The sequence below is a fragment of the Synechococcus sp. Cu2B8-bc1011 genome, from assembly GCF_047302735.1.
Taxonomy (GTDB): domain Bacteria; phylum Cyanobacteriota; class Cyanobacteriia; order PCC-6307; family Cyanobiaceae; genus Synechococcus_C.
Genome location: NZ_CP138915.1, coordinates 269,117 through 292,063, shown reverse-complemented (window position 1 = coordinate 292,063; position 22,947 = coordinate 269,117). Strand labels below are relative to the sequence as shown.

General features: G+C 57.5%; 28 protein-coding genes. 16 read left to right on the top strand and 12 right to left on the bottom strand.

All coding sequences use genetic code 11. From position 1 onward, the window contains the following. Window positions 1–24: 24 nt before the first annotated feature. Genes SIC18_RS01605 through SIC18_RS01595 form a run of 3 tightly spaced genes read left to right on the top strand, consistent with a single transcriptional unit; the run spans window position 25 to window position 1,704 of the window. Window positions 25–1,224 (top strand): AMP-binding protein, encoded by a 1,200-nt coding sequence (locus tag SIC18_RS01605; protein ID WP_413430481.1) that lies wholly within the window; start codon window positions 25–27, stop codon window positions 1,222–1,224. A 4-nt stretch (window positions 1,225–1,228) separates the two neighbouring features. After that, window positions 1,229–1,507: a TM2 domain-containing protein gene (locus tag SIC18_RS01600; RefSeq protein WP_048347396.1), complete on the top strand. Its 279-nt coding sequence runs from the start codon at window positions 1,229–1,231 to the stop codon at window positions 1,505–1,507. Continuing rightward, the gene (locus SIC18_RS01595) at window positions 1,507–1,704 is read left to right on the top strand and encodes a hypothetical protein (protein ID WP_245407155.1); all 198 of its coding nucleotides are present in this window, start codon (window positions 1,507–1,509) and stop codon (window positions 1,702–1,704) included. The genes SIC18_RS01600 and SIC18_RS01595 overlap by 1 nt, the downstream gene beginning before the upstream one ends. Here the strand turns inward: SIC18_RS01595 and SIC18_RS01590 are convergent. From SIC18_RS01590 to SIC18_RS01580, 3 genes are read right to left on the bottom strand one after another with little or no spacing between them, the layout of a single operon-like run. Continuing rightward, window positions 1,701–2,159, bottom strand: coding sequence for an acyl-CoA thioesterase (locus SIC18_RS01590; protein WP_413429983.1), 459 nt, complete (start codon window positions 2,157–2,159; stop codon window positions 1,701–1,703). The two genes, SIC18_RS01595 and SIC18_RS01590, sit on opposite strands and share 4 nt — an antisense overlap. Window positions 2,160–2,198: 39 nt before the next feature. Continuing rightward, on the bottom strand, window positions 2,199–2,600 hold the full coding sequence (locus SIC18_RS01585) for a DUF2752 domain-containing protein (RefSeq protein WP_413429982.1): 402 nt from the start codon (window positions 2,598–2,600) through the stop codon (window positions 2,199–2,201). A gap of 17 nt (window positions 2,601–2,617) precedes the next feature. After that, window positions 2,618–3,802 (bottom strand): NAD(P)H-quinone oxidoreductase subunit H, encoded by a 1,185-nt coding sequence (locus tag SIC18_RS01580; protein ID WP_048347392.1) that lies wholly within the window; start codon window positions 3,800–3,802, stop codon window positions 2,618–2,620. Window positions 3,803–3,847: 45 nt separating this feature from the next. Between SIC18_RS01580 and rsmH the strand changes: the two genes are divergently transcribed. Both rsmH and SIC18_RS01570 read left to right on the top strand, forming a co-directional pair. Beyond that, complete coding sequence (gene rsmH, locus SIC18_RS01575; protein WP_048347391.1) at window positions 3,848–4,780, top strand: 16S rRNA (cytosine(1402)-N(4))-methyltransferase RsmH; 933 nt, start codon at window positions 3,848–3,850, stop codon at window positions 4,778–4,780. Beyond that, entirely contained in the window at window positions 4,777–5,325 is a 549-nt protein-coding gene (locus SIC18_RS01570; RefSeq protein ID WP_413429981.1) for a DUF456 domain-containing protein, read from the top strand. Before rsmH ends, SIC18_RS01570 begins: the two co-directional genes overlap by 4 nt. On the opposite strand, the gene SIC18_RS01565 is transcribed toward SIC18_RS01570, so the two are convergent. Beyond that, window positions 5,312–6,070: a hypothetical protein gene (locus SIC18_RS01565; RefSeq protein ID WP_048347389.1), complete on the bottom strand. Its 759-nt coding sequence runs from the start codon at window positions 6,068–6,070 to the stop codon at window positions 5,312–5,314. The two genes, SIC18_RS01570 and SIC18_RS01565, sit on opposite strands and share 14 nt — an antisense overlap. Before the next feature lie 55 nt (window positions 6,071–6,125). After that, a complete protein-coding gene (locus SIC18_RS01560; RefSeq protein ID WP_413429980.1) occupies window positions 6,126–7,307 on the bottom strand; it encodes a cysteine desulfurase family protein in 1,182 nt (393 codons plus the stop codon). 42 nt (window positions 7,308–7,349) lie between these two features. Here SIC18_RS01560 and SIC18_RS01555 point away from each other — a divergent pair, with 42 nt between their 5' ends. From SIC18_RS01555 to SIC18_RS01545, 3 genes are read left to right on the top strand one after another with little or no spacing between them, the layout of a single operon-like run. Then, entirely contained in the window at window positions 7,350–7,847 is a 498-nt protein-coding gene (locus SIC18_RS01555; RefSeq protein WP_245407154.1) for a hypothetical protein, read from the top strand. Window positions 7,848–7,880: 33 nt separating this feature from the next. Next, window positions 7,881–8,594 (top strand): response regulator transcription factor, encoded by a 714-nt coding sequence (locus tag SIC18_RS01550; protein ID WP_048347386.1) that lies wholly within the window; start codon window positions 7,881–7,883, stop codon window positions 8,592–8,594. After that, entirely contained in the window at window positions 8,594–9,577 is a 984-nt protein-coding gene (locus tag SIC18_RS01545) for a pseudouridine synthase family protein (protein WP_413429979.1), read from the top strand. The genes SIC18_RS01550 and SIC18_RS01545 overlap by 1 nt, the downstream gene beginning before the upstream one ends. Before the next feature lie 21 nt (window positions 9,578–9,598). Here the strand turns inward: SIC18_RS01545 and bchM are convergent, their stop codons facing one another. Beyond that, window positions 9,599–10,312: a magnesium protoporphyrin IX methyltransferase gene (gene bchM / locus SIC18_RS01540; RefSeq protein WP_048347384.1), complete on the bottom strand. Its 714-nt coding sequence runs from the start codon at window positions 10,310–10,312 to the stop codon at window positions 9,599–9,601. Window positions 10,313–10,339: 27 nt separating this feature from the next. Further along, entirely contained in the window at window positions 10,340–11,491 is a 1,152-nt protein-coding gene (locus tag SIC18_RS01535) for an N-acetylglucosamine-6-phosphate deacetylase (RefSeq protein WP_413429978.1), read from the bottom strand. A 111-nt stretch (window positions 11,492–11,602) separates the two neighbouring features. On the opposite strand from SIC18_RS01535, the gene purE reads away from it, so the two are divergent. Both purE and SIC18_RS01525 read left to right on the top strand, forming a co-directional pair. Beyond that, the gene (purE, locus tag SIC18_RS01530; RefSeq protein ID WP_048347382.1) at window positions 11,603–12,103 is read left to right on the top strand and encodes a 5-(carboxyamino)imidazole ribonucleotide mutase; all 501 of its coding nucleotides are present in this window, start codon (window positions 11,603–11,605) and stop codon (window positions 12,101–12,103) included. 54 nt (window positions 12,104–12,157) lie between these two features. Further along, a complete protein-coding gene (locus SIC18_RS01525) occupies window positions 12,158–13,237 on the top strand; it encodes an AI-2E family transporter (protein WP_048347381.1) in 1,080 nt (359 codons plus the stop codon). On the opposite strand, the gene cysC is transcribed toward SIC18_RS01525, so the two are convergent. After that, complete coding sequence (gene cysC / locus SIC18_RS01520) at window positions 13,218–13,844, bottom strand: adenylyl-sulfate kinase (protein WP_048348351.1); 627 nt, start codon at window positions 13,842–13,844, stop codon at window positions 13,218–13,220. The two genes, SIC18_RS01525 and cysC, sit on opposite strands and share 20 nt — an antisense overlap. A 52-nt stretch (window positions 13,845–13,896) precedes the next feature. Next, window positions 13,897–14,223, bottom strand: a complete 327-nt coding sequence (locus SIC18_RS01515; protein WP_413429977.1) for a translation initiation factor — start codon at window positions 14,221–14,223, stop codon at window positions 13,897–13,899. Between the two features lie 38 nt (window positions 14,224–14,261). On the opposite strand from SIC18_RS01515, the gene SIC18_RS01510 reads away from it, so the two are divergent. Then, on the top strand, window positions 14,262–15,221 hold the full coding sequence (locus SIC18_RS01510) for a class I SAM-dependent methyltransferase (protein ID WP_048347379.1): 960 nt from the start codon (window positions 14,262–14,264) through the stop codon (window positions 15,219–15,221). 38 nt (window positions 15,222–15,259) lie between these two features. Next, the gene (gene trpB / locus SIC18_RS01505; protein WP_048347378.1) at window positions 15,260–16,516 is read left to right on the top strand and encodes a tryptophan synthase subunit beta; all 1,257 of its coding nucleotides are present in this window, start codon (window positions 15,260–15,262) and stop codon (window positions 16,514–16,516) included. Between the two features lie 178 nt (window positions 16,517–16,694). On the opposite strand, the gene SIC18_RS01500 is transcribed toward trpB, so the two are convergent. From SIC18_RS01500 to SIC18_RS01490, 3 genes are all read right to left on the bottom strand, one after another. Then, entirely contained in the window at window positions 16,695–16,913 is a 219-nt protein-coding gene (locus SIC18_RS01500; RefSeq protein ID WP_413429976.1) for a hypothetical protein, read from the bottom strand. A 9-nt stretch (window positions 16,914–16,922) separates the two neighbouring features. Further along, a complete protein-coding gene (gene hrcA, locus SIC18_RS01495; protein WP_048348350.1) occupies window positions 16,923–17,915 on the bottom strand; it encodes a heat-inducible transcriptional repressor HrcA in 993 nt (330 codons plus the stop codon). Between the two features lie 71 nt (window positions 17,916–17,986). Continuing rightward, window positions 17,987–18,337 carry a rhodanese-like domain-containing protein gene (locus SIC18_RS01490; RefSeq protein WP_048348349.1) on the bottom strand — a complete coding sequence of 117 codons (351 nt, stop codon included), beginning with the start codon at window positions 18,335–18,337 and terminating at the stop codon, window positions 17,987–17,989. A 48-nt stretch (window positions 18,338–18,385) separates the two neighbouring features. Here SIC18_RS01490 and SIC18_RS01485 point away from each other — a divergent pair, with 48 nt between their 5' ends. From SIC18_RS01485 to nuoH, 4 genes are read left to right on the top strand one after another with little or no spacing between them, the layout of a single operon-like run. Beyond that, window positions 18,386–20,008 (top strand): DUF3352 domain-containing protein, encoded by a 1,623-nt coding sequence (locus tag SIC18_RS01485; RefSeq protein ID WP_413429975.1) that lies wholly within the window; start codon window positions 18,386–18,388, stop codon window positions 20,006–20,008. Next, entirely contained in the window at window positions 20,001–20,486 is a 486-nt protein-coding gene (locus SIC18_RS01480) for a SixA phosphatase family protein (protein ID WP_413429974.1), read from the top strand. The genes SIC18_RS01485 and SIC18_RS01480 overlap by 8 nt, the downstream gene beginning before the upstream one ends. 26 nt (window positions 20,487–20,512) lie before the next feature. After that, on the top strand, window positions 20,513–21,709 hold the full coding sequence (locus SIC18_RS01475; RefSeq protein WP_157028671.1) for a citrate synthase: 1,197 nt from the start codon (window positions 20,513–20,515) through the stop codon (window positions 21,707–21,709). 60 nt (window positions 21,710–21,769) lie between these two features. Continuing rightward, window positions 21,770–22,888: an NADH-quinone oxidoreductase subunit NuoH gene (gene nuoH, locus SIC18_RS01470; RefSeq protein WP_413430480.1), complete on the top strand. Its 1,119-nt coding sequence runs from the start codon at window positions 21,770–21,772 to the stop codon at window positions 22,886–22,888. Window positions 22,889–22,947: the final 59 nt, after the last annotated feature.

The following is a 22,947-nucleotide window of genomic DNA, read 5'->3' as shown; positions in this document are numbered from 1 at the left end:
ACCTTCGCTGCCCTGCAGCAAGCGGTGGAGGCGGGGGCTTGGGTGCACCTACAAGCGGTGCAGGCTGGTGGGGGTCAAGCCGATGGCGACCCTTCAAGCTCTGCCTTTGATTGGCCGCTCGGTGGTGGTGTGGTGTTGGCCAGTGGTGGCAGCCAGGGGGGGCGCAGCTTGTGCCTCCAGCCCTGGACCCACTTGGATCGCTCTGCGGCAGCGTGTGCTCGGTGGCTGGAGGGGATTGGGCTCAGCCCCGAGGGGTTGATCTTGCTCAACCCCCTGCCGCTTCATCACATCAGTGGCCTGATGCCCTGGTGGCGCGGTCGCCTTTGGGGCGCGCAGCACGTGTCGCTCCCTCCGCCATTGATGAAAGATCCGCCGTCCTTGCTGGCAACCTGTTTGGACTTACCACGTTGGGGCCAGAAACCGGCTGCGGTGTCTTTAGTGCCCACCCAGCTCAAACGGTTGCTGGATCACCCTGAGGGGGTGGCGTGGTTGCAGAATTTGGCGCTGGTTTGGGTGGGAGGAGCCGGGCTTTCTGCCCCCCTGGCTGAGCGTGCTCGCGAGTTGGGGATTCGCCTTGCTCCTTGTTATGGATCTACGGAAACAGCTGCGATGGTGGTGGCGCAGGCGCCCGATCGCTTTCTTGAGGGGGAGCGGGGATGTGGTGCACCTCTCGATGATGTGGAGCTGCACCTGGATCGGGATGGTGTGTTGAGGGTGCGGACGCGGCGTTTGGCGCTCGCGCGTTGGCTTGATGGTCGGCTGGACCCTCTTGTGGATGCCGAGGGCTGGTGGTGCAGCGGAGATGCTGCCGCTTTGATCACCGCAGGAGATGGGGCTCTAAACGTGCAGATCCAAGGCCGGATCGATGGTGCCATCCATTCCGGTGGTGAAACGGTGTTTCCTGAGCAGCTCAGCCAACGCCTGCTGCATCAAGCCCAGGAGCAGGGACTGCCGTTGGAAGCAGTGCTGCTGCTGCCGATTGCCAGTCAGGAATGGGGGCAGCGTTTGGTGGCGTTGGTGCGTTGCCGTGATGGCTGGATCGAGTCCGAGGGCTGGGCGTCGCTGCACGCCTCCCTGCGCTCGATCACCTCAGGATGGCTACCAGCCGAGCAGCCGATGCAATGGCTCGAATGCGCGGTTCTTGAACCTTCGTTGGAGGGCAAATGGGAACGGGGCCGTTGGCAGGGATGGTTGGAGTCGCAAGAATCAAGTCTTCTGCGCTAAGTCCATGACCGTGCTGTCGGAAACTGAAATCAGCAACAAGAAGCTGGCAGCAGGTCTGTTAGGCATTTTTTTGGGCTCATTCGGAATTCACAAATTTGTGTTGGGGTACAACAACGCCGGAATCATCATGTTGGTGGTGAGTTTGGCGGGTGGTGTTGTGACCTGTGGCATCGCCACTGGTGTGATGTCAGTTATTGGAATGATTGAAGGCATCATCTATCTCACGAAATCCACAGACGAATTCCGGGAGATGTATCTCGATCAGCAAAAGGCTTGGTTCTGATGGCAATGCCCCGTGTTTGGCCATCAGCGACCACCTTGCTGCTCGCGATCGCAGCTGGCGTCAGTGGAACAGCCTTATCCACTCATGCGCATGACGGCTTTCATCCTTTGGTGATTGCGGCTTGCATGCTGCCGCTCCAGGTCGCTGGATTGGTGTGGGCGATCACTGTTGTGTCTTCGCAACGACGCTGCAATTAGATCGGTTCGAGTCTCCCTACGGTTGAAGCTTCCAGCCACAGATCGATGGGTTCCGGTAAGGCGCACCGCCTGCGACTTTCAGACTCGATGGCTAGGTGTCGAATCAGACCACGAGCAACATCCATATCCTCGAGCTGAAAGCGGTACTTCACCTCGAAGCAGCCCGGGTTGAGCCGTTGAGGTTCGAGAAGGATCCGCAGCTCATCGCCGCCATGCACTGGCCGTTGGAAATCGGCTTCGCAATGCACCACCGGTAGAGCCACGGTTGGCACCTGACAGTTATCTCGACAGCCTGGGAAGATGGCGGCCGCGGCGATGCCATAACGCGCGAGGCTCTCTTCCCAGGATTCGTGGCACCAGCGAAAGAGCTGGTAAAAATGCATGACGCCGGCGGCATCGGTCTCCCCAAAGCGGACGTTTCGTTGGAGCTGAAGCCAGTGGTCGGAGGATGGCACTGTGATGGAGAAGGCGACGGAGAAGCGCAGTGGATGGGCTCAGCCTGTTGCTGGAAAGCCTGGCGAACCAACGACTCCAAAGCCATAGCTGAGCACCAGCCGAAGCAGCCAATACAGAACGAAGGCTGAGGTGATGATGCTCATCGGTGCAAGAGCAACACGCATTGGGATGAGCCGTCGCTTGCGTAGAGCCATGAGGCTCCAGCCAAGCAACGCTGCCGCCACGATTGGTCCAAACAGATGGAAGTCCAAGGCAAGCTGAAAGTCGCCGGTGAGAGCGGCTGAGGTGGCTCTCGTCAGGTAACACCCAGGACCGGGAATCCCTGTAAGGGCTCGAAAAGGGCAGCCCCAGCCAGGGACTTGTGGATAGCGTCCTTTGAACCACAGAACAGCGGTCAGAGCAGTTGGGATGAAGAACCCTGACCGGCGAAGTTGGCGCACAATGTGGTTCAGATCGTTCAGCGATCGACGGATCCCATGATGACGTCGATCGAGCCCAGGATCGCCATGATGTCGGCAACTTTGTGTCCCTTCAGGATGTGAGGAAGGATCTGGAGGTTGTTGCTGTCAGCGGCCCTGATCTTGAAGCGCCAGGGGGTGACATCGTTGTTGCCCTGGATGAACACCCCGATTTCGCCTTTGCCTGATTCCAGGCGGGTGTAGAGCTCGCCATTGGGGATTTTGAAGGTGGGCGCAACTTTTTTGGCCACGTATTGATAGTCGAATCCGGCAAAGGGACTGTCTTTGCCCCCTGCCATCCGTTGAGCTTCGAGATTTTCTGTGGGGCCGCCAGGAATCATGTCGCAGGCTTGGCGCAGGATTTTCAGCGATTGACGCATCTCCTCAATGCGGACGCGATAGCGAGCGAAGCAATCACCCTCTTTTTCAAAGGCCACATCCCAATCGAAATCGTCGTAACACTCGTAGTGATCCACTTTGCGGAGATCCCAAGGCACACCAGAGGCACGCAGCATTGGACCTGACAAGCTCCAATTGATCGCCTCTTCTCTGCCGATGACGCCGAGCCCTTCAATGCGGCGACGGAAAATAGGGTTGTTGGTGATGAGTTTTTCGTACTCATCAATTTTTGGACCAAACCAATCGCAGAAATCCTTACATTTTTCCAACCAGCCCCAGGGCAAGTCGGCGGCAACACCACCGATCCGGAAATAGTTGTTGTTGATCAGTCTCTGACCCGTGGCGGCTTCCCAGAGGTCGTAAATCATCTCCCGTTCACGGAAGATGTAAAAGAACGGTGTTTGAGCACCAACATCAGCGAGGAAGGGGCCAAGCCAGAGCAGGTGGTTGGCGATCCGGTTGAGCTCCAACATCAAGACCCGGATATAGCTAGCCCTCTTGGGCACAGGGATGTTGGCAAGCCGCTCTGGAGCGTTCACCACGATCGCTTCGTAAAACATGCCCGCTGCGTAGTCCATACGGCTCACGTACGGCACGTACATCACGTTGGTGCGGTTCTCGGCGATCTTCTCCATGCCGCGATGGAGATAGCCGATCACGGGCTCGCAATCCACAACGTCTTCACCGTCCAGGGTTACGACGAGCCTCAGCACCCCATGCATGGAGGGGTGATGGGGGCCGAAGTTCACCACCATCGGCTCGGTGCGCGTTTCCAGCTGCGTCATGGTGAGCCGAGGTTCATTGCGTTATCGGGATCTTAGGAAGGACCGATGCCCGATCACCCGCTGACTTCTGCTGTGACGTTCAGTCACCTGCCCGTCTTGGCTGAAACGCTGATGCAGGTTTTGTCTGAGCAACCCCCATCCCTTTGGCAGAACACAGCTGTGATTGATGCCACGTTGGGTGGTGGTGGTCACAGCAAACTCATCCTGGAACGTTTTCCTGGCGTGCGTTTAATTGGTTTGGATCAGGACCATTCGGCCAGGGCTGCTGCTGCTTCAAGGCTGGAGTCCTTCCTTGAGCGCATCCAGATCGTGCCGGTCAACTTTGCTGCGTTTGAACCCCAGGAACCGGTGGCGCTCGTGCTGGCAGACCTCGGGGTGAGCAGTCCCCAATTGGATGTGGCCTCCAGAGGATTCAGCTTCCGGCTGGACGGTCCCTTAGATATGCGCATGAACCCAGAGGCGGGAGGAGAAACGGCAGCGGAGCTGATCGAGCGGCTGGATGTGAATGAACTCGCTGACTTGATTTATGGCTTTGGCGAGGAGCGTTTATCTCGCAGGATTGCTCGGCGAATCAAGGCGGATCTTGAGGCCGCTGGGGCCTACTCCGGGACGGCAGCGTTGGCCTATGCCGTGGCCGGTTGTTACCCCCCGAAAGCCCGGCGGGGACGGATTCATCCCGCCACGCGCACCTTTCAGGCGCTGCGGATTGCTGTGAATGATGAATTGGGAGTGTTGGACCGATTGCTTCAGACAGCGCCTGGATGGCTGAAGCCTGACGGTCTCCTCGCGATCATCAGCTTTCATTCGTTGGAGGATCGCCGGGTCAAAACCGCTTTTCTTCAAGACGAGAGGCTTGAACGGGTCACGCGCAAACCGTTGATGGCCTCAGAACAGGAGCAGGCAGGTAATCCGCGCAGTCGCAGCGCAAAACTGAGACTTGCCAGACGGAGGCCCGACACCGCTCGGTCTGAGTCATGAGCATCCCATGGTCTCCCGACTTGTTCTGGTGGATAGCGCTGTTGGTGCAGTTGCTGGCCATTCCGGGCACGCTCTTGCCCCTGCTCCCAGGGTTGATCTGGCTTCCTGCGGGTGGCTTGATTTGGATTGTTGCTGTCGGATGGCAACAGGCCTGGCCTGAGCTCGTTGTCGCTTTGCTGTTGTTTGGTCTGGGCCTTGTTGCCGATCTCTTGGCTTTAGGCCTGGCTTCGATGCGCCTGAAGGCCAGCCGTTGGTCAGCAGCAGGGGCTGGTGTGGGTCTGCTCTTAGGGGTGTTCGGCCTCCTACCCGCCCTTCCCTTTGGCGGTCCATTGCTTGGGGCCTTGTTTGGCCCCTGGCTTGGGGCCTTGGTGGTGGAAACCTGGGTTAAAAAAAAGCCACCCTTGAATCTTGGGTGGCTTCAAGCATTACGCCAAGGAGCAGTTGTCGGGTTAGCGGTGGTTGCCGGACTGCTTGTGAGTCGTCTGGCTCAGCTGGTCTTGGCACTGCTCGGCGTCGTGGCCTTTATCGGACTCAGTTCTCACTAAGAAAACCGGTTTGATCTTCTGTGCCAAACAGTTGGCGGTAGGCCGCTGTTGAGATGCAGATCACCAAGGGGCTAGCAACCAGAAGGCCAACTCCGTTGAGCAGGAGTCCAATGCCCAGGATCACAACTTCCACGATCAGGAGCAGGAGCATCCACCACCAGCTGGGATCAACGACGGCTCTTCCTCGCTGAATTTTTTGAAGAGGATTGCCCTCTTCCGCGATCGCAATGAAGGGGAGGAACTTTTGATTCACCCCCAGATAAAGAAACACGATGCCGGCCACCAGGCCAGGAATCACGGCCAAAGCCTGATTGATCTGAAAAAGGCCCGTGCCGATGGCAATGGCGATGAACAAAATGATCGCCAGAACAATGGCTAGCACTAACTGGTTGATGAACAGGCGCCCTGCTGCTTGACCATCCCAGCGCGTGAGGTCTCCAAACGACGGCTTATGGCCATTAAGGGCCTTCCATGCTCCGCGAATCAGGCCTGTGACCGCCCACAGGCTGATCACGGTGCTGCCAATCACGGAGACAATCATCAGCAGGGCGGTGACTGGATCAAACCCTGATCCTGCTGAAGATCTCATGGCGGCTCCATGGCTTATCACCTGAAAGATCAGCCCCAGCGCGCCCGATAAAAGTGTGAACAGCACAAATGGCAATGGCGCTTTGGTGAAGCCTGACCAGCCATCTTCAATCGCTTGCAGGACGTGGAGCCTGCTGCTCTCCGTGGTGTCGCTCATTGCCAGATGTTGATTGAAAGACTTGGCCGGAAAGTAGCGACGCGCACTAAAAATTTCACGCTTTATGACGTAATTGGTGAACGACCTTGTTGATGGCCTGAATGGCCCGGTCGATGTCGCCGTCCGAGGTGCTGCGCCCCAGGCTGAGCCTCAGCGACGCTTCAGCTTCTTGGCGGCTTCGACCTAAGGCCATCAGCACATGGGAAGGTTCGCCGCGACTGCAGGCCGAACCACTGCTACAGGCCACTTGGGATCGCAGCGCTCGATGCAGCTTGCTTCCCGAGACGCCTGCAATGGTGATGTTGAGATTGTGCGGTAGTCGCGCCGTGGCATGTCCGTTGAGCAGTAGCGATGGCTGCCCTTGTTTCAGGCCCTCCCAAAGCCGATTGCGTAAACGTTCGATGCGTCGACGACGGCTAGCGAGATCGCTTCTTGCTAACTCTGCCGCTTTGGCAAATCCGATGATGAGCGGCACCGGCAAGGTGCCAGGTCTCAACCCCCGCTCTTGCCCCCCTCCCCATTGCAGCGGCTCAACCGTTAAGCCTGGGTTGCAGATCAGAGCGCCAATCCCTTTTGGCCCGTTCAGTTTGTGGGCGCTCAGGCTGAGAAAATCAGCGCCAAGTCCTTTGCTATCGAAGGGGATGTGGCCGAAGGCTTGAGCGACATCGCTGTGCAGAGTCACACCCCGATCTCTGCAAATGGCCGCGACTTCAGGGAGTGGCTGGATGACGCCGATTTCGTTATTGGCCAGCATCACACTCACCAATTGGGTGTCTTCAGTGATGGCTGCCTCAAGCTTTTTGGGGTCGAGGAGACCATCCGGCTCTGGTGAGAGAAGGGTGATGCGAAAGCCTTCGCGCTGAAGCTGCCGCAGGGGGTCGAGAACAGCATGATGTTCACTGACCATGCTGATCAGATGCCCTGGTTGTCCCCTCTCGCGAGCGATCGCGCGTGCATGTCCGAGCAGAGCAATGTTGTTGGCCTCTGTGGCCCCGCTGGTGAAGATCAGCTGTTCAGCTGAGCAGCTCAGGCAATCGCTTATTTGTTCTCTGGCCATCTGCACGGCGGCGGCGGCCGTCAGTCCGAGCCGATGTTGCCGGCTAGAAGGATTTCCCCACTGTTCACTCCACCAGGGCTCCATGGCCGTCACGACATCCTCGTGACACGGCGTTGTGGCTTGATGGTCGAGGGCAATCGGTGCCGATGGAGTCAAGACGGCTTCGGGGCTTGGCAGCATGGTGTGAGTCTGTCGTCCTAACTGATGCGTGCGGCTTATTGGATGACCAGCTTGAGTTTGCTCGCGATCGGTGTTTTGCAGCCCGGCTTGGCAGAGCCATCTCTGCGTGAGAAGGTCCTTGAACAGATGCGGGCGTCGCGGCCTGCCGATTTGGTCGTGCTCGAGACGCGTGAGCTTGGTGGCACGTCCATTCTCGGAATTTTTGCCATCCAGGTGGATTCGGCTGATCCTGATTTAAGGCGATACAAGCTTTGGCGGGAATCGCCTGAGAATCTGATCATCCCAACGGAATCGGTGAGTTGCAGTCGGACTGATCCCATGCGTGTCACACGCGATCAGAGTGCGATTTATCTTCAGCGGCTCAACCCCGGTGGTTTGGTCACCTCGGCGAACCGGGAAAACCATCTGGTGTGGTGGGCTGCCTGTGAGCCAGAGCTTGCTGGTGACGATCCCTCTGCCTTGACAGAGAAGGCCAAGGCTTTGGGTTTCTCCACGTTGCACAAGGAATCCCAAGAGATTTTGCGGTTGCCAAGCCAATAGCGCCTCTAGATTTCGCGTAGATGCGTCAGGTCCATGACGGAGACTCCTAGCGAGGTTCTGACACCACGGTTGCTGCTCGTTGATGACGAGCCTGGTTTGCGTACTGCCGTTCAGGCTTACTTAGAGGATGAAGGGTTTGATGTCACGACGGCCGAGGACGGAGAAGAAGGATTCAGCAAAGCTCAGCAAATGCTGCCCGATGTTGTCATCAGCGACGTGATGATGCCTCGCCTGGATGGCTATGGCTTGCTTCGCAAGCTTCGCGAGGACGAGCGTTTGGGCGGAACGCCAGTGATTTTTCTCACGGCTAAAGGGATGACAGCGGATCGCACTCAGGGCTATCTCGCGGGCGTGGATGACTACATCCCCAAACCATTTGACCCTGATGAACTCGTCGCCAGGGTCCGAAATGTTGCTCTGCGGCAGCAGCGGTTGTTGCAGGAGGCAGCTCGGTTCGCTGACACTGATATGGGTCAGATGGCCAAGCAGATCACAGAGATCCGCTCGCTTCTTGCGCAGGCCGATGCCCTACCCAATCAGGACCCGGTCCAACACAATTTCACGCCAAGGGAGGCAAGTGTGTTGCAGCTTGTGGCTGAGGGTCTGATGAATAAGGAGATCGCGCGGCAGCTCGAGACCTCCATTCGCAATGTGGAGAAGTACGTGAGTCGGCTTTTCATCAAAACGGAAACCTCTAGCCGCACGGAGCTCGTGCGTTATGCCCTCCAACATCACCTTGTGACCTAATGGCTGAGCCGGCGGGATGGCGGCCGGCGGCGTTGAACAACGGCTGGACGTACTGCGATCGGGTTCGGCCAGGGGAACAGTCCACCCGATTGAGCGCTGTGCTGGCGCTGCGCCATCGCCACTCCTCTATGGCGACGTGGCAGCTGCGCTTGGCCAGCGGGGAAATCACCCTTAATGGTCTGGCTTGTTCCGATGACGTTGAGGTCAAGGCTGGCGATTGGATTCGTTGGGCGCGTCCGCCCTGGGTGGAGGCTGCGGTTCCTGACCAATGGGAGGTCATTCACGATGACGGGGATGTGCTGGTCGTGAATAAGCCCTCAGGATTGCCGGTGATGCCAGGTGGCGGCTTCCTTGTGCACACGCTGACGTCATTGTTGGAGCGGAGCAGCCGCGCTGTTGGAGAGATCTCGGTGCCAAAGCCGATTCATCGGCTCGGACGGTTCACGTCTGGCCTTCAGGTTTGCGCCCGTCGGCCCGAAACCCGGGCTGCGTTGTCGAAGCAATTTCGGCCTGGGGGTGTTTGTCGAAAAACGTACCTGGCTCTAACGCATCCTTGGGAGGGTCTCCAGCTAGGTCAGACGCTTGTGATCCAAACCGATGTGGTGGAGAGGCAACATCCTTTGCTCGGTTGGATTTGGGGGCCAGAGCCATCGACTCCGGAGCCATTGCGTAAGCGCCTATCGGCTCACTCTGAAGTGCAACTGCGGGAGAGAGGGGAGAGGGGAGACCTCTTGGAAGTGCAGATCCATACAGGCCGCCCCCATCAGATTCGTATTCACCTTGCCCAACTTGGGTGTCCCTTGCTCGGAGATCCCTTGTATCGATCCGATCAGGGGCTGTGTGCAACCGCAACACCAGGGGATGGTGGATACCACTTGCACGCTTGGAGCCTGGAGGGTTTGTGTTGGCCGTCGTCCAAGTGGCTATCGCTCAAGGCTCAGCCTCCCAAGTTGTTGAGAGGCCGAGACGGTGCAAGGCATTGAAGGAATTCGAGCTGAGTGGGGTCAGTTCTTTTGGAATTCCAAAAGGCGCGAAAAGTAAAACGGTGCCTTGTTCAAGCTGCGGCGCACCAATTTGAATCCACAGGACTCAGCGGCTTGCACAATGCCCGTTTCTTTCAGGGTGTAAGCGCGGGTGGTTTTGCTGGGGCCAGGGAAGAGTTGGCCGATGCCTTTGAGCAAGGCCAGCAAAGGGGTGTAGGGAGCAAAGCTCACAATTAGCCTCTGCTCGGTGAGGCTGCAGAGGTGTTTCACCATCTCTTCGGCGGCTGGTTGTGGGTAGTGAATGAACACATCCAAACAGCAGACGGTATGAAACGTGCCGCTGAGGCTTTCGAGATCACTGGCGAAGAAATTGAGCTTGCTCATGGTCAAGCCCGCCTCCTCAGCGCGGCGCTGAGCCTCCTTCGCCATCGCTTCAGAAATGTCGCTGGCGTTGATTGAGCCAGCGCCCATCTCTGCTAAAGGCAAGCTGAGGCTGCCCACACCGCACCCCGCATCACAGAAGCTCACGTCGTTGAGCTCACCGCTTTCCTGGATCCAGGTCAACACCTCATCCACGGTCTTCTGGTGACCGATGCGAATGTTGCGCTGCACCTTGTTGACATCATCCGTTTCGCTGTAGATGCGATTCCAGCGTTCGAACCCTGTGGTTTCGAAGTACCCCTTGACCTCCTGCTTTTCAGCCTGCTTGTTGTCCAGCAGTGGCTCGGGTGACATGGGGTTAGACGGAAAGGTCGCGAAATCTTAGTCAGCGTGTTGCCAGCTCAGGATTTTGGTTTCGTGATTCCAATGCCAGCGCAACAGTTCGTTCAGAGGGCGTCCCATGAGCTGGAACGTGGCCTTTGAATTCAGGACCTTCCTGGGTGCAACCGTTGCGGCATGAATGGATGCAACTGGATTGTCGCCCCAGCTCGCGAGTCGTTTCACTCCCTCCAGTAGCGGCAAGGTCACGCCTGCAAGGGTTCCATCCTCAAGCCGGCAGGTGCCATCCTTAACAAGCAGCGCCCGCTCATCCCAGTGGTGAACCCCGTCGTCTAATCCGTAGGGGGCGAGTGCGTCGCTGACAAGCACGAGTTGATCGCCCGCCAGCCGCTGCAAGAGCACCGCCATCGTTGGATCCACGTGAACCCCGTCAGCGATGAGGCCGAGAGCAATGTCATCCCGTTGGCAGGCGGCTCCGATGGGGCCGGGATTGCGGTGATGCAACCCCGGCATTGCATTAAAGCTATGGGTCAGCATCGTTACGCCTCTATTAAACGCTTCGTTGGCTGTGGTTGCATCTGCTGTGCTGTGACCAAGGGCCACGCGAATTCCCAGGTCGCAAAGGTGTTCGATCAAGGTTGCCGCCCCATCCAGTTCTGGAGCGAGCGTGACCAGGGCAATCTCATTCTCAAAGCCGTTAATCCGTGCTTTGAGTTCGGTCATGGTTGGGGTGGCGAGATGTTGGCGTGGATGGGCTCCCCGCCGTGCATCGGCAAGAAAAGGGCCTTCCAGGTGGGCACCAAGCAGCTGGCAGCGATAGGGCTGGTGAGCGCTACGTGCCTGTCTGAGCACTGCAAGGGCTCGGCGTAAGGGCTCTGCGCCACAAGTCACAAGCGTGGGACTGATCGCTTCCACGCCATCGCACCAGAGCTGATCGAGGAGCTGCAGGAGTTGCGGCAACTCAGCTTCTGTCAGCTCTGGGAAGGGCAGTCCAAAGCCCCCATTGATCTGGAGGTCGATGCCCATCGGGCTGAGCACATCTCCGCGCCAGTTTTCACCTGCCATGGCAGATCCCTCAGGCATGAGCCCCAGATCAACAATGCGGTCTTGCTGATCGACTTGAAGCCACCACTGCTGAGAGTGCCCGCCTTTGGCCGCGCTGTGGGCGAGACGGACGTGTGTGATCCGGCGCATGGGGAATGGTCCTCTGAAGCCAATGCGGGACGATGGCAGTCTCGCTGCAAGCTTGCTGTGTCCAAGCCATCGGAGCCCACAATCGTCGCGACTCCCCTTGTTGCAGTGATTATGGGAAGTGATTCTGACTTGCCGACCCTGAAGCCAGCGGTTTCGGTTCTCGAAGAATTAGGCGTCAGCGTTGAGGTGCGTGTGCTTTCGGCCCATCGCACTCCCCTGGAAATGGTGGACTTTGCACGGCATGCCAAACAGCTGGGATTCAAAGTGATCGTTGCTGGTGCCGGTGGTGCTGCTCATCTCCCAGGAATGGTCGCCTCACTAACCACGCTTCCCGTGATCGGTGTCCCTGTGAAGAGTCGAGCTCTGTCTGGAGTGGACTCCCTGCATTCCATTGTGCAGATGCCTGGTGGAGTCCCTGTTGCCACGGTTGCGATTGGCGGAGGTTTAAACGCTGGTTTGCTGGCCGCTCAGATTCTGGCGATTAGTGATTCGTCCTTGTCTGAACGACTGGAGGCGTATCGCCAGCAACTTCACGACATGGTGGTTGCCAAGGATGCCCGCCTCAAAGATCTCGGTGCTGACGCGTATCTGGATTCAATGTCGAGTAGCTGATTACACAGCTTCGGCCCTGGTCCGCTTCACAATTCACTCTCAACGGAACGTTTGATGTTCGGTCCTGCCTGGCTGCGTTGGGGACTAGCCCTACCTCTTTTGACGCTCAACTTATTTGTGTTGCGTCAGTTGCTTGTGCCGCTAGCGCCCTTCCCGGGGTTGTTCTTGACGGCTGCCCTGATCGCCTTCCTTCTGAGCATTCCCTCCCGTTGGCTTCATGCCAGGGGGCTTCCGGATTGGCTTTCGATTTCTCTCGTTTTTTTGGTGGCCGTCGGAATCTTGGTGATCTCAGGGATCACGTTGGTTCCTCTTCTGATTGACCAACTCGCGCAATTGATTAATGCCTTGCCAGGTTGGCTTGAAGCATCCCAAGGCTTGATCGCTCGTCTCCAGGAATGGGCCATGGCCCGTGGCTTGCCGAGTGAATTTGGTGATCTGAGCAGCGATGTGCTGACGCGTGCCAGTCGTCTAGCCAGTCAGTTAAGTCAACAGTTGCTCAGCATCCTTGGCGCGACCCTCGGCACCACCATCAACACCGTCATCGTTCTGGTGCTGGCGGTGTTTTTTCTGCTCGGAGGCGATTCCATCTCTGCCGGGTTGGTTCGTTGGTTGCCGCAGGAATGGCGCCAGCTGGTCGTGACCACGGTTACGCGCACCTTTCGGGGCTATTTCGCAGGTCAGGTCGTGCTCGCTTTGATTTTGAGCGCTGGTCAGATTGCGGTGTTCACGCTGTTGAAGATTCCTTATGGGGTGTTGTTTGCTGTCCTGATTGGTTTAACCACTTTGATCCCCTATGCCAGTGCTTTCACCATCGTTGCGGTGAGTGTTTTGCTAGCAGTGCAAGATCCGGGCATGGGCATCGCCATCCTGGCGGCAGCGATTGGTGTTGGTCAGATCGTGGATCAAGTGATCCAGCCACGCTTAATGGGGAGCATCGTTGGCTTGCAGCCGGCTTGGCTGCTCATTGCGCTCCCCCTTGGTGCGCGAGCGGGCGCTCTCTTTGGTTTTGGAGAGCTTCTCGGACTGTTGTTAGCCGTGCCAGTGGCGAGCTGCATCAAAACCCTGATCGACGCCTGGGCTGATCGTCAGGGCTTTGATCTCCCTTCAAGAACGATCAGCTCTGCGCAGGAATAACTTTTTTGTCGACCAGATAGCGGATGACCTGATCAACGCAGCTGTCCAGGCTGCTGTTGCCTGTGTTCACGTTGAGCTCAGGCTGTTCGGGTGCCTCATAGGGGCTGGAGATTCCTGTGAATTCTTTGATTTCCCCGGCACGTGCTTTGGCATAGAGCCCTTTGGTGTCGCGTTCTTCGCAAACGCTGAGATCGGCTGCGCAGTGGATCTCGATGAAGTCTCCAGTATTCACAAGGGCTCTGGCCTTGTCGCGGTCAGCTCGAAACGGGGATACAAACGCCGTGAGAACGATGACGCCTGCATCGAGGAACAGCTTGGCTACCTCTCCAATGCGACGGATGTTCTCCTCGCGGTCGGCGTCGGAAAAGCCCAAGTCCTTGCAGAGGCCGTGGCGAACGTTGTCGCCGTCCAACACGTAAGTGGCAAGTCCGCGTTCAAACAAAGCAGCGTTCACGGCATTGGCCAAGGTGCTTTTGCCCGCTCCGCTTAAGCCCGTAAACCAGAGAATTGAACTGCAGTGCCCGCGTTGCTCAGCTCGAGTGTCGCGATCGACCGAGGCCTGGTGCCAAACGATGTTGGTGGCTTTTGGATTGTCGGCGGCGGCCATGAACGGAACGCGAAAGATGGCATTGTCTCGTGGCACAAAGTGGGCTGACGTCTCAGCCTCCGGCTCTCTTCGGTTGATAACCCTCTTTCTTGAGGTGCTCGAGGCTGAGCTCGACTTGATCACCTTGCAATTCGATCACGCCATCTTTGGCAGTTCCGCCGCTGCCAATCCGTGTTTTTAACTTTTTCAAGAGGGCTTTGAGCCCATCTGGATCCAACTCAAGACCTCGGATCACCGTGACGGTCTTTCCCCCTTTCCCGCCTCGGGTGGGCTGCACGCGAACGACCTGCTCTCCCTTGGGTGTCACTCCTACTGATGGCCCAGTAGGGCGTTGCAGACTGTCGGCATTGCTGAATTCTTGCCAGCCCCCCTTGCGCATGTTCTATTTGCATTCCTCCCATTCTGCCGCTTCTCACGATGAGTGAGTTCGCTCCCGCGCCCCAATGGGCTGATTCCAGTCGGGGGCTCGGCCGCTGGATTGAACGCTTGATTGGCATTCGCCTATTGCGTCGCCCGCTGTTTTTTCAGGCACGACAGCTGATCATCCGAACAGCTGAGCGCAACGGTATTCCTTGGCGGAAGCGGCGGTCTGAATTACGGGAGGCTGCCGCTCCCCTGCTGGCACAGAGCCGCACCGAAGGTTTGGTTCCTCCTGCCTATTACCAAGCACGTTTCCATGCCTATGAGCAGGGCAACCTCTGCTGGCAGGCAGCAGCGGAGGCTGAGCAAGCTACCGATGCGATGGCCCTGCGAATCTGGCCTGAGGAAAAGCTTGCACCTCTAGAGGCTCAGACACGACTCCGTGACGCGATCCACGCGGTTGTGGAACCGCTCTTGAGCGATTCCGTCCATGAGGTTTTGGATTTGGGTTGTTCTGTTGGAGTCAGCACTCAGGCGCTTGCCCGTTGGTTAAACAACCGGGCCGATCAACGGGGACTGAAGAAGCCTCGGCTGGTTGGCTTAGATCTCTCCCCGGAGATGCTGGCTGTGGCAAAGGTCAGAGATCGCGACAGCTTGATTAGTGAGTGGCGCCATGCCGCTGCGGAACACACCGCTTGGGCGAACCAGACGTTTGATTTCATCAGCCTTCAGTTTGTTTGCCATGAGCTGCCTCAAACCGCCACCCGTGAGGTTTGTGCGGAAGCCGCGCGTCTTCTTAAGCCTGGGGGTGTGCTGCTGATGGTGGATCAGGATCCAGCTTCGTCGGTGTTGCAACGCCTGCCAGCCGCCGTCGCGACTCTCCTGAAGAGTACGGAGCCTTACATCGAGGACTATTTCGGTCTCGATATGACTGCCACTCTTCTGCAAGCTGGATTTCGAGATCTGCGCATTACGGCCTGTGATCCACGACATCGTGTAATCGCCTGTTTACGCTGACGCATCGCAAGACGCCGTTTCAGCGGCCTGCCAGACCTGTGACAAGCACTCTGCCGACTGCCAGCACTCCAGATCCCTCCAGTCTCACGCCTTCGGTTCGACCTGAAGCGCATGGACGGTTCGGGCGTTATGGGGGGCAGTACGTCCCTGAAACGCTGATGCCAGCGTTGGCGGAGCTTGAACAAGCAGCCGCGGAAGCTTGGAAGGATTCAGCCTTCACAACTGAGCTCAACCGGTTGCTGAGAACGTATGTAGGTCGAGCTACGCCTCTTTACGAAGCGGAGCGTCTAACTGCGCATTACCGCCGACCCGACGGTGGCCCACGCATCTGGTTGAAGCGTGAAGATCTCAACCACACGGGTGCGCACAAAATCAACAATGCGCTTGGTCAGGCTTTGTTGGCCTTGCGCATGGGCAAGAAGCGGATCATTGCTGAAACTGGTGCTGGTCAGCATGGCGTGGCTACAGCCACAGTTTGTGCTCGTTTCGGCCTGGAGTGCGTCGTTTATATGGGTGCTGAAGACATGCGTCGTCAGGCGCTCAATGTGTTCCGCATGCGCTTATTGGGAGCCACCGTTCAGTCTGTTACGGCAGGGACGGCCACCTTGAAAGACGCTACGAGCGAAGCCATCCGCGATTGGGTGACCAATGTGGAAACCACCCACTACATCCTTGGATCTGTGGCCGGCCCGCATCCCTATCCCATGTTGGTGCGTGATTTCCATGCCGTGATTGGTAACGAAGCCAGAGAGCAATGCATGGAAGCCTTTGGGCGGCTCCCTGATGTGTTGTTGGCGTGTGTGGGTGGAGGTTCCAATGCCATGGGTCTGTTCCATCCGTTTGTTGAAGACACTTCTATTCGCCTGATTGGCGTTGAGGCTGCTGGAGATGGAGTGGCAACCGGACGACATGCCGCCACGATTACTGAGGGCCGAGTGGGTGTGCTGCACGGGGCGATGAGCCTGCTGCTTCAAGATCAGGACGGCCAGGTGCAGGAAGCGCATTCCATCAGCGCTGGTCTTGATTACCCCGGTGTGGGGCCAGAGCACAGCTATCTGCGGGAAATCGGCCGCGCTGAATACGGTGCCGTGACCGACGATGAGGCGATCGCAGCTTTACGGCTCGTGAGTGAGTTGGAGGGAATCATTCCAGCGTTGGAAACGGCCCATGCGTTTGCTTGGTTGGAAATGCTGTGCCCAACGCTTCCCAACGGCAGTGAAATTGTGATTAATTGTTCTGGTCGTGGTGATAAAGATGTGAACACCGTGGCAGAAAAACTCGGAAACCAGCTTTAAACACAGTGCTTCACTGATTGTTGAAGTGCCCCAATAAGTTTGGGTATCAGCTTGAATTTTTGGGGCTTTTGATTAATTCTCGTGATCGTTGTCTTAGATATTTTCTGGTTCAATTTCCTCGAAGAGACAATCTCGATGTGATTCGTTCTCGAGCATTGCTTCGGTTCACGAGTACTCCTCACCTTCGCAACGAAGCACCTGATGCCGCGGTTCGCTGCAAAGCGGCTGTGCTGACAGAGCCGAGATCATGGGTCCGTAAGGCTTTCAATCTGCTGGCAAGTACATCGTTCCCATAGGCGTCGTTCTGATTCGCTACGGCAATGCTCACGAAGCCTTCGTTGACGAGGTGATTGACGATGGGTCGGGCTTCTTCCCCATCGCTTGCACGGACGAGCAAAACCCCATGTCAGTTCAGGAGATAGTCGAGACGATGTGCTGCACTCTTCACTGCAGCAAGTGCTGTGGCATAGGCCATCCGCATCGGACCCACAAGTGCCACGTGCCCGACTCCATCAGTGGCGCTCGTGTAAGTGGCTTGGACCACTGAGCATTGGTGAAGAGCTTGTTCGGGATGTTCTTGGCCAATCCAGACGCCGCAGCCAGGACCGGGAGCGGAGAGGGTCAGGGCTGCGGGACTTTGATCCATTAGTTCTAGAAGTGGTCTGACCTTGGCGCTTTGGCTGAATTCGGGCTCCGCGACGAGACGAGACACTCCGTGAAATAAGGCCTTGGTCTCTTGAGTCGTCTCCAAGGTCTGATGGCTGTCGATGGCATCCCGGAGGGCCCTGCCGCAGGCCTGCAGTTCTCTTGGAAGTGCATTCCAATTCAAACTGCCGTTGCTGTCGAGCTGCCGGCGCGCCCACTGATCCATCGCTTCGATTTGATGTTCACTGCCGTGGGGCAGCCGCAGATTGAGGTGACTGGCTTGGCTGGAATTTTTCACCAACATCACTAGCAAGCGCTCTTCGCTACGAACCAGTCGGATGGCTTCCAGTGCCGGTTGTCTCTGGGTGGGATGAGTGATCAGGCTCATCAGTCCCGTGAAGTCGGTGAGCCTCCTGGCCATGTTTTGGAGCAGGTCATCAAGAGCTGCCCAGCGAAGGCTGAGTTGGGTGAGCTCCTGATCGAGATGTTGGGCGATTGCTCCGGGCCTAGGGAGCAAGCAATCCACGTAATGCCGGTATCCACTTGGGCTCGGAACTCGTCCCGCAGATGTGTGTGGTTGGGTCAGAAGACCCCGTTGCTCTAGGGCCCCCATGGCTGAACGCACGGTGGCAGCACTGGCTTGCAGATCGAACCTTTGAACCAGGGTGCGGCTTCCCACTGGCTCAATGGTGTCGACGTAGTGGTGCACCGTGGCCCTGAGTACCTCCTGTTGTCGGCGGGGCAGCGGCTGCACAGGCACACAATCAGCATCGAGATCGTACGGAGGTTTCCGCTCGGATTGGTCCCGTTGTCATGAACCGCTGCTCAGTAGCGGGGAACGTTGGGGTCAACCTCCACACTCCAGGCATGAATGCCACCTTCCAAGTTCCAAACGTCGTACCCCTGTCCTTGCTCTAAGAGCCAGCAACCAAAGTTCCTGCTGCGGATCCCGGCGTGACAAATCACCACGATGGGCTTGCTGGTCGTCAGCCTTGTGGTCAGCTCGGAGAGCCACAGATTGGATTCGCTCAGCGGTAAATGTTCCACCTGTCCGGGGAAGGGAGCGATTTCCACTTCGGAATGCTCACGAACATCCACGAGCTGAAGGGAGGTGCCGCTCGACAGCCACTCTTGAAGGCCTCTGGCGCTGATGGATTGGGGTGAAGAGGATGTCATGGGATTCATCATGAATAAAGATGAGGTCATACCCACGCCTGCTGCGTCATGAAGGCGCGTTCCTTCCTATTAGCTATCGCTGCAGCGGTGGTGTTGCTGCTAACCACCGCATTGGGCTTGTGGTGGGTGATGGCAGAGCAGAGTCCCCTCAAACTTGTCGGGCAACCCCTCGTGTTGCCACGAGCCGCTCGGTTTGTACCTAGAGACGCATCGCTCAGTTTGCATTGGCTCGCTGATCCTGTACGCATGCCTGCGTATGCCCAGGCGGTGGCACCCGTCTCACGCCGACGCCAAGCGCGTGACAGCACGCAGCAATTGCGGGATGGAGCCTTTGCCCTTGCGGGTTTGGATTTTGTGGGGGAACTCGCGGATTGGATCGGTCCCCAGGTCAGCCTGTCTTTGATTGCTCCGGTCTCCGATGCACCGGCGGGTTGGGTGCTTGCCCTCACCAGCCTTGATCAAGACGGTGCCAAGCGTTTTCTCCAACGCTTTTGGCAAACCCGCAGTTTGGCTGGAACCGATCTGCAAATCAGTCGCTATCGCGGTATTGGTGTGATCAGCGGCCGCGGAGCGCTGCTTGGTCGAGAGCCACAACCCATCGCTACCGCCTTGATCGACGATGACCTGCTTCTAATCGCCTCCAGCCGTGGTGTGCTGGAGCAGTCCCTGGATGTATCTCAGCTGGATGCTCTGCACCAACTTGGAGACGAAGCTCTTGTCGCGGATTTGCAGGAGCTCGGGCGTGGTGCGGCTCTGCTAACCGCCGATCCCGTTGCGATGGCGAGGTGGCTAGGGATGCCTCGCTCAATCTCTGATCACGATGACCTTGTTGGCCTAGTGGCAGCACTGGAACCCAAAGGGACGGCCCTCAATCTGGATGCTGTCTTGCGTTTTCAACAGCCGCTTGGGAGCTCAGGGAATGGGTTAACGATGTCTCGGTCTTTGATGCGTTCAGCTGGAGGATCTGCCACTGCCTTGGCTGTGCTCTCGGATCCTGCCGGCCTCCTCAGCCCTCAGAGTGAGGACCCCGTCGCCCAATGGTTGGCGCCTGTTCTTGAGGAGACGCTTCAAACGCTTGGAACCGAGGGAGCTTCAGCCGTGGTGGGGTTGAATGCGGGCCCACTGCTTTGGAAGCAGGGAGACGAGGGTTGGCTGTTGGGAACATCCAGTGATCAGCCCGGTTTGGAGGCTGTGGATGCGGATCTCCAGTCCAAGGGGCTTGTGCGTTCGGCCCTCCCCTCTGAAGGCTCAGCTCTTGAGGTATGGACCCGGCTAGCCAGGCAGCGGCAGCGGGGTGAAGCCTCGCTCCAGGCCCAGCTTGCCGTTGCCTTAGAACGCGAATCCGGCCAAGACTGGTGGGGGCAAACATTGGATGCTCTGACAAAGCGTCAGGATCATTCAGCCCTCGAGCCTCGTTTGGATCAACTAGAGGCCTTGCAGGACGAGGGGGTGGCCCCTCTGGCGCAACAGTTGGCATTGGCAACCGAGCCCAGCCGCGCTCAGCTTCAAAAGTGGCGGCCCTGGAGCTTGATTCAGTCGGTGGCTGGACGGCCCCTGCTCCCAGCGGTGCAGGAGCTTGCTTTGGCTGCTGGTGTCGACCAAGAAGAGGAGGGCGTTGATCAAGTCGGTTCCAACCGCTTGAGACTGAGGGCTCAGCTCCGGTTTGGTTGATCTGCTGCTGTTCCGTCACGGTATTGCTGAAGAGCGCCACCAAGGCGCGGATCATCCGGATCGTGGTCTGACGCCTTTGGGCCTTGAGCGCACGTTCAAGGTGTGTAGCCGTCTGCGCGATCTCGGATTGATCGCCGAGCGCTTGTACAGCAGTCCTTATCGTCGAGCGCGTGAAACAGCTGAGCTGGCGGTCAAAACTGGCATGGCTCCAAAGGTTGAGCTCATCAGTTGTCTTGCGCCTGGGGGGGATCCATGGCCCTTGGTTCGGCGCTTGCAAGGCTCGTGTCTGCTTGTGGGGCACGAACCTGATTTGAGTTTGCTGGCTGCGGAGTTGATCGGTGCGCGATCTGCTGGCCTGCGTTTGCGTAAGGCAGGGCTTTGCCATCTCCGTTGGGACGCATCCCACCCAGATCCGCGCGGCGTAGCGCAGCTGCAGGGGTTGCTAAGACCACGTCTGTTGTTGCCGGGCTGCGTTTAGGTTGCGTTGATGAGTTGTCGTTGTGGGTGGTGGTGAATCAGACCGGCGGTCCTGAAATCCGGCATGAACGCACGGGGTTGGTGTTCAGACCTGGTCTGGAGGGTGTTCCCGCCACCCAATCCTCAATTTGTGACATTGACGGACTGCAGGGGCGCCTTTCCTATCGGGGCTACTCCCTAGATGACCTCGCGGTCCACAGCAGTTTTCTGGAGACCACGTATTTGTTGATCTGGGGTGAACTACCGACACCTCAGCAATTTCGAGATTTCGAGCACGAAGTGCAAATGCATCGTCGCGTCAGCTTTCGGGTGCGCGACATGATGAAGTGCTTTCCTGCCAACGGGCATCCGATGGATGCTCTTCAATCGAGCGCGGCCTCTCTGGGACTCTTTTATTCCCGTCGGGCCATTGATGATCCCCAGTACATCTATGACGCTGTTGTCAGGCTGATCGCCAAGATCCCAACAATGGTGGCGGCCTTCCAGTTGATTCGTAAAGGCCAGGATCCAATCCAGCCCCGCGACGACTTGGCTTACTCAGCCAACTTCTTGTACATGCTCACGGAGCAAGAGCCCGATCCTCTCGCGTCTCGAATCTTTGATCGCTGCTTGATCCTTCACGCTGAGCACAGTCTTAATGCCAGCACGTTCAGCGCCAGGGTGACGGCAAGCACGTTGACTGACCCTTACGCCGTCGTGGCATCGGCAGTAGGAACTTTGGCAGGCCCTCTCCATGGTGGAGCTAACGAAGATGTGCTTGCGATGTTGGAGGAGATTGGGACTCCGGAACAGGCCGACTCCTACCTCGAGTCAGCCGTGGCGAGCAAACGCAAAGTGATGGGTTTTGGTCACCGTGAGTACAAAGTCAAAGACCCGCGGGCGGTGATCCTTCAGTCATTGGCTGAGGAGTTGTTTGCTCGGTTTGGTCACGACGAGCTCTACGACGTGGCCCATGCCCTTGAGACGGCTGCCGCCACTCGACTCGGGCCTAAGGGGATTTATCCCAACGTTGATTTTTATTCAGGCCTTGTGTACAGGAAGCTTGGAATTCCTAGAGATCTGTTCACCCCTGTGTTTGCGATTTCCCGCGTCGCTGGTTGGCTGGCTCACTGGAGGGAGCAGCTCGGTGCGAATCGAATTTTCCGCCCTTCTCAGATTTATACCGGTACGTCCATGCGTCATTGGGTCCCTGCGGATCAGCGGGTGAATGCCGCGGGCGCTTAAGTTGCATCTATCTCTTCTCCGACCATGGTGACTACCCTCGCCACCACCGCGCCGGCTCTGGTGAGCCCGGGTCTTGATCTTGAGCAGAGCTTCAGTCAGGCACTGGAGGGGTTTGGACTCTCGGCCCAGGCTGCACGCATGCTCTGGCTTCCCTTCCCGATGTTGCTGGTCCTTGTGGCCGCTGTTGTAGGGGTTCTGGTCACGGTTTGGCTTGAACGAAAAATTTCTGCAGCCGTGCAGCAAAGGGTTGGTCCTGAATATGCCGGAGCTCTGGGCGTTCTTCAGCCTCTTGCCGATGGGCTCAAGCTGCTCGTCAAGGAAGACATCATTCCGGATCGCGCAGACAGCATTCTCTTCACTCTCGGCCCTGTGCTGGTGGTGGTTCCGGTCATTTTGTCCTGGTTGATCGTGCCCTTCGGTCAGAACCTGTTGATCAGCGATGTGGGCGTTGGCATTTTTCTTTGGATCTCGCTCAGCAGCGTTCAGCCCATTGGGCTTTTGATGAGTGGCTACGCCTCAAATAACAAATATTCGTTGTTGGGTGGTCTCCGTGCCGCAGCCCAGTCGATCAGTTATGAAATCCCTCTCGCGTTGGCCGTACTGGCCGTCGTGATGATGAGCAATTCCTTAAGCACCGTCGATATCGTTAATCAACAAACCGGCGCTGGGGTCTTGAGTTGGAACATCTGGCGCCAGCCGGTTGGTTTCCTGATTTTCTGGATCTGTGCGCTTGCGGAATGTGAGCGTCTCCCTTTTGACCTTCCGGAAGCTGAGGAAGAGCTCGTCGCTGGCTATCAGACGGAATACTCGGGGATGAAATTTGCCCTCTTCTACCTGGGCAGCTACATCAATCTCGTTCTTTCTGCTCTCCTCGTCTCCATCCTTTATTTAGGTGGTTGGAGCTTCCCAATCCCTGTTGAATGGCTTGCTTCCTGGTTAGGTCAGCCCATTGATGCGCCTTTGGTTCAGTTGATCACAGGCGCCGTGGGCATTGTGATGACTGTCTTGAAGGCCTATCTGCTGGTCTTTATCGCGATTCTTTTGCGTTGGACCACTCCACGGGTCAGGATTGATCAGCTGTTGGATCTTGGCTGGAAATTCCTGTTGCCTCTCGCCTTGGTCAACCTCCTGGTCACAGCAGCCCTCAAGCTGGCCTTCCCGGTTGCTTTTGGCGGCTGATCTCGTCAGCTCCCCCTTCCCGGCGGCATCATGAAAGCCGGGCTTTGATTCCTCGATCG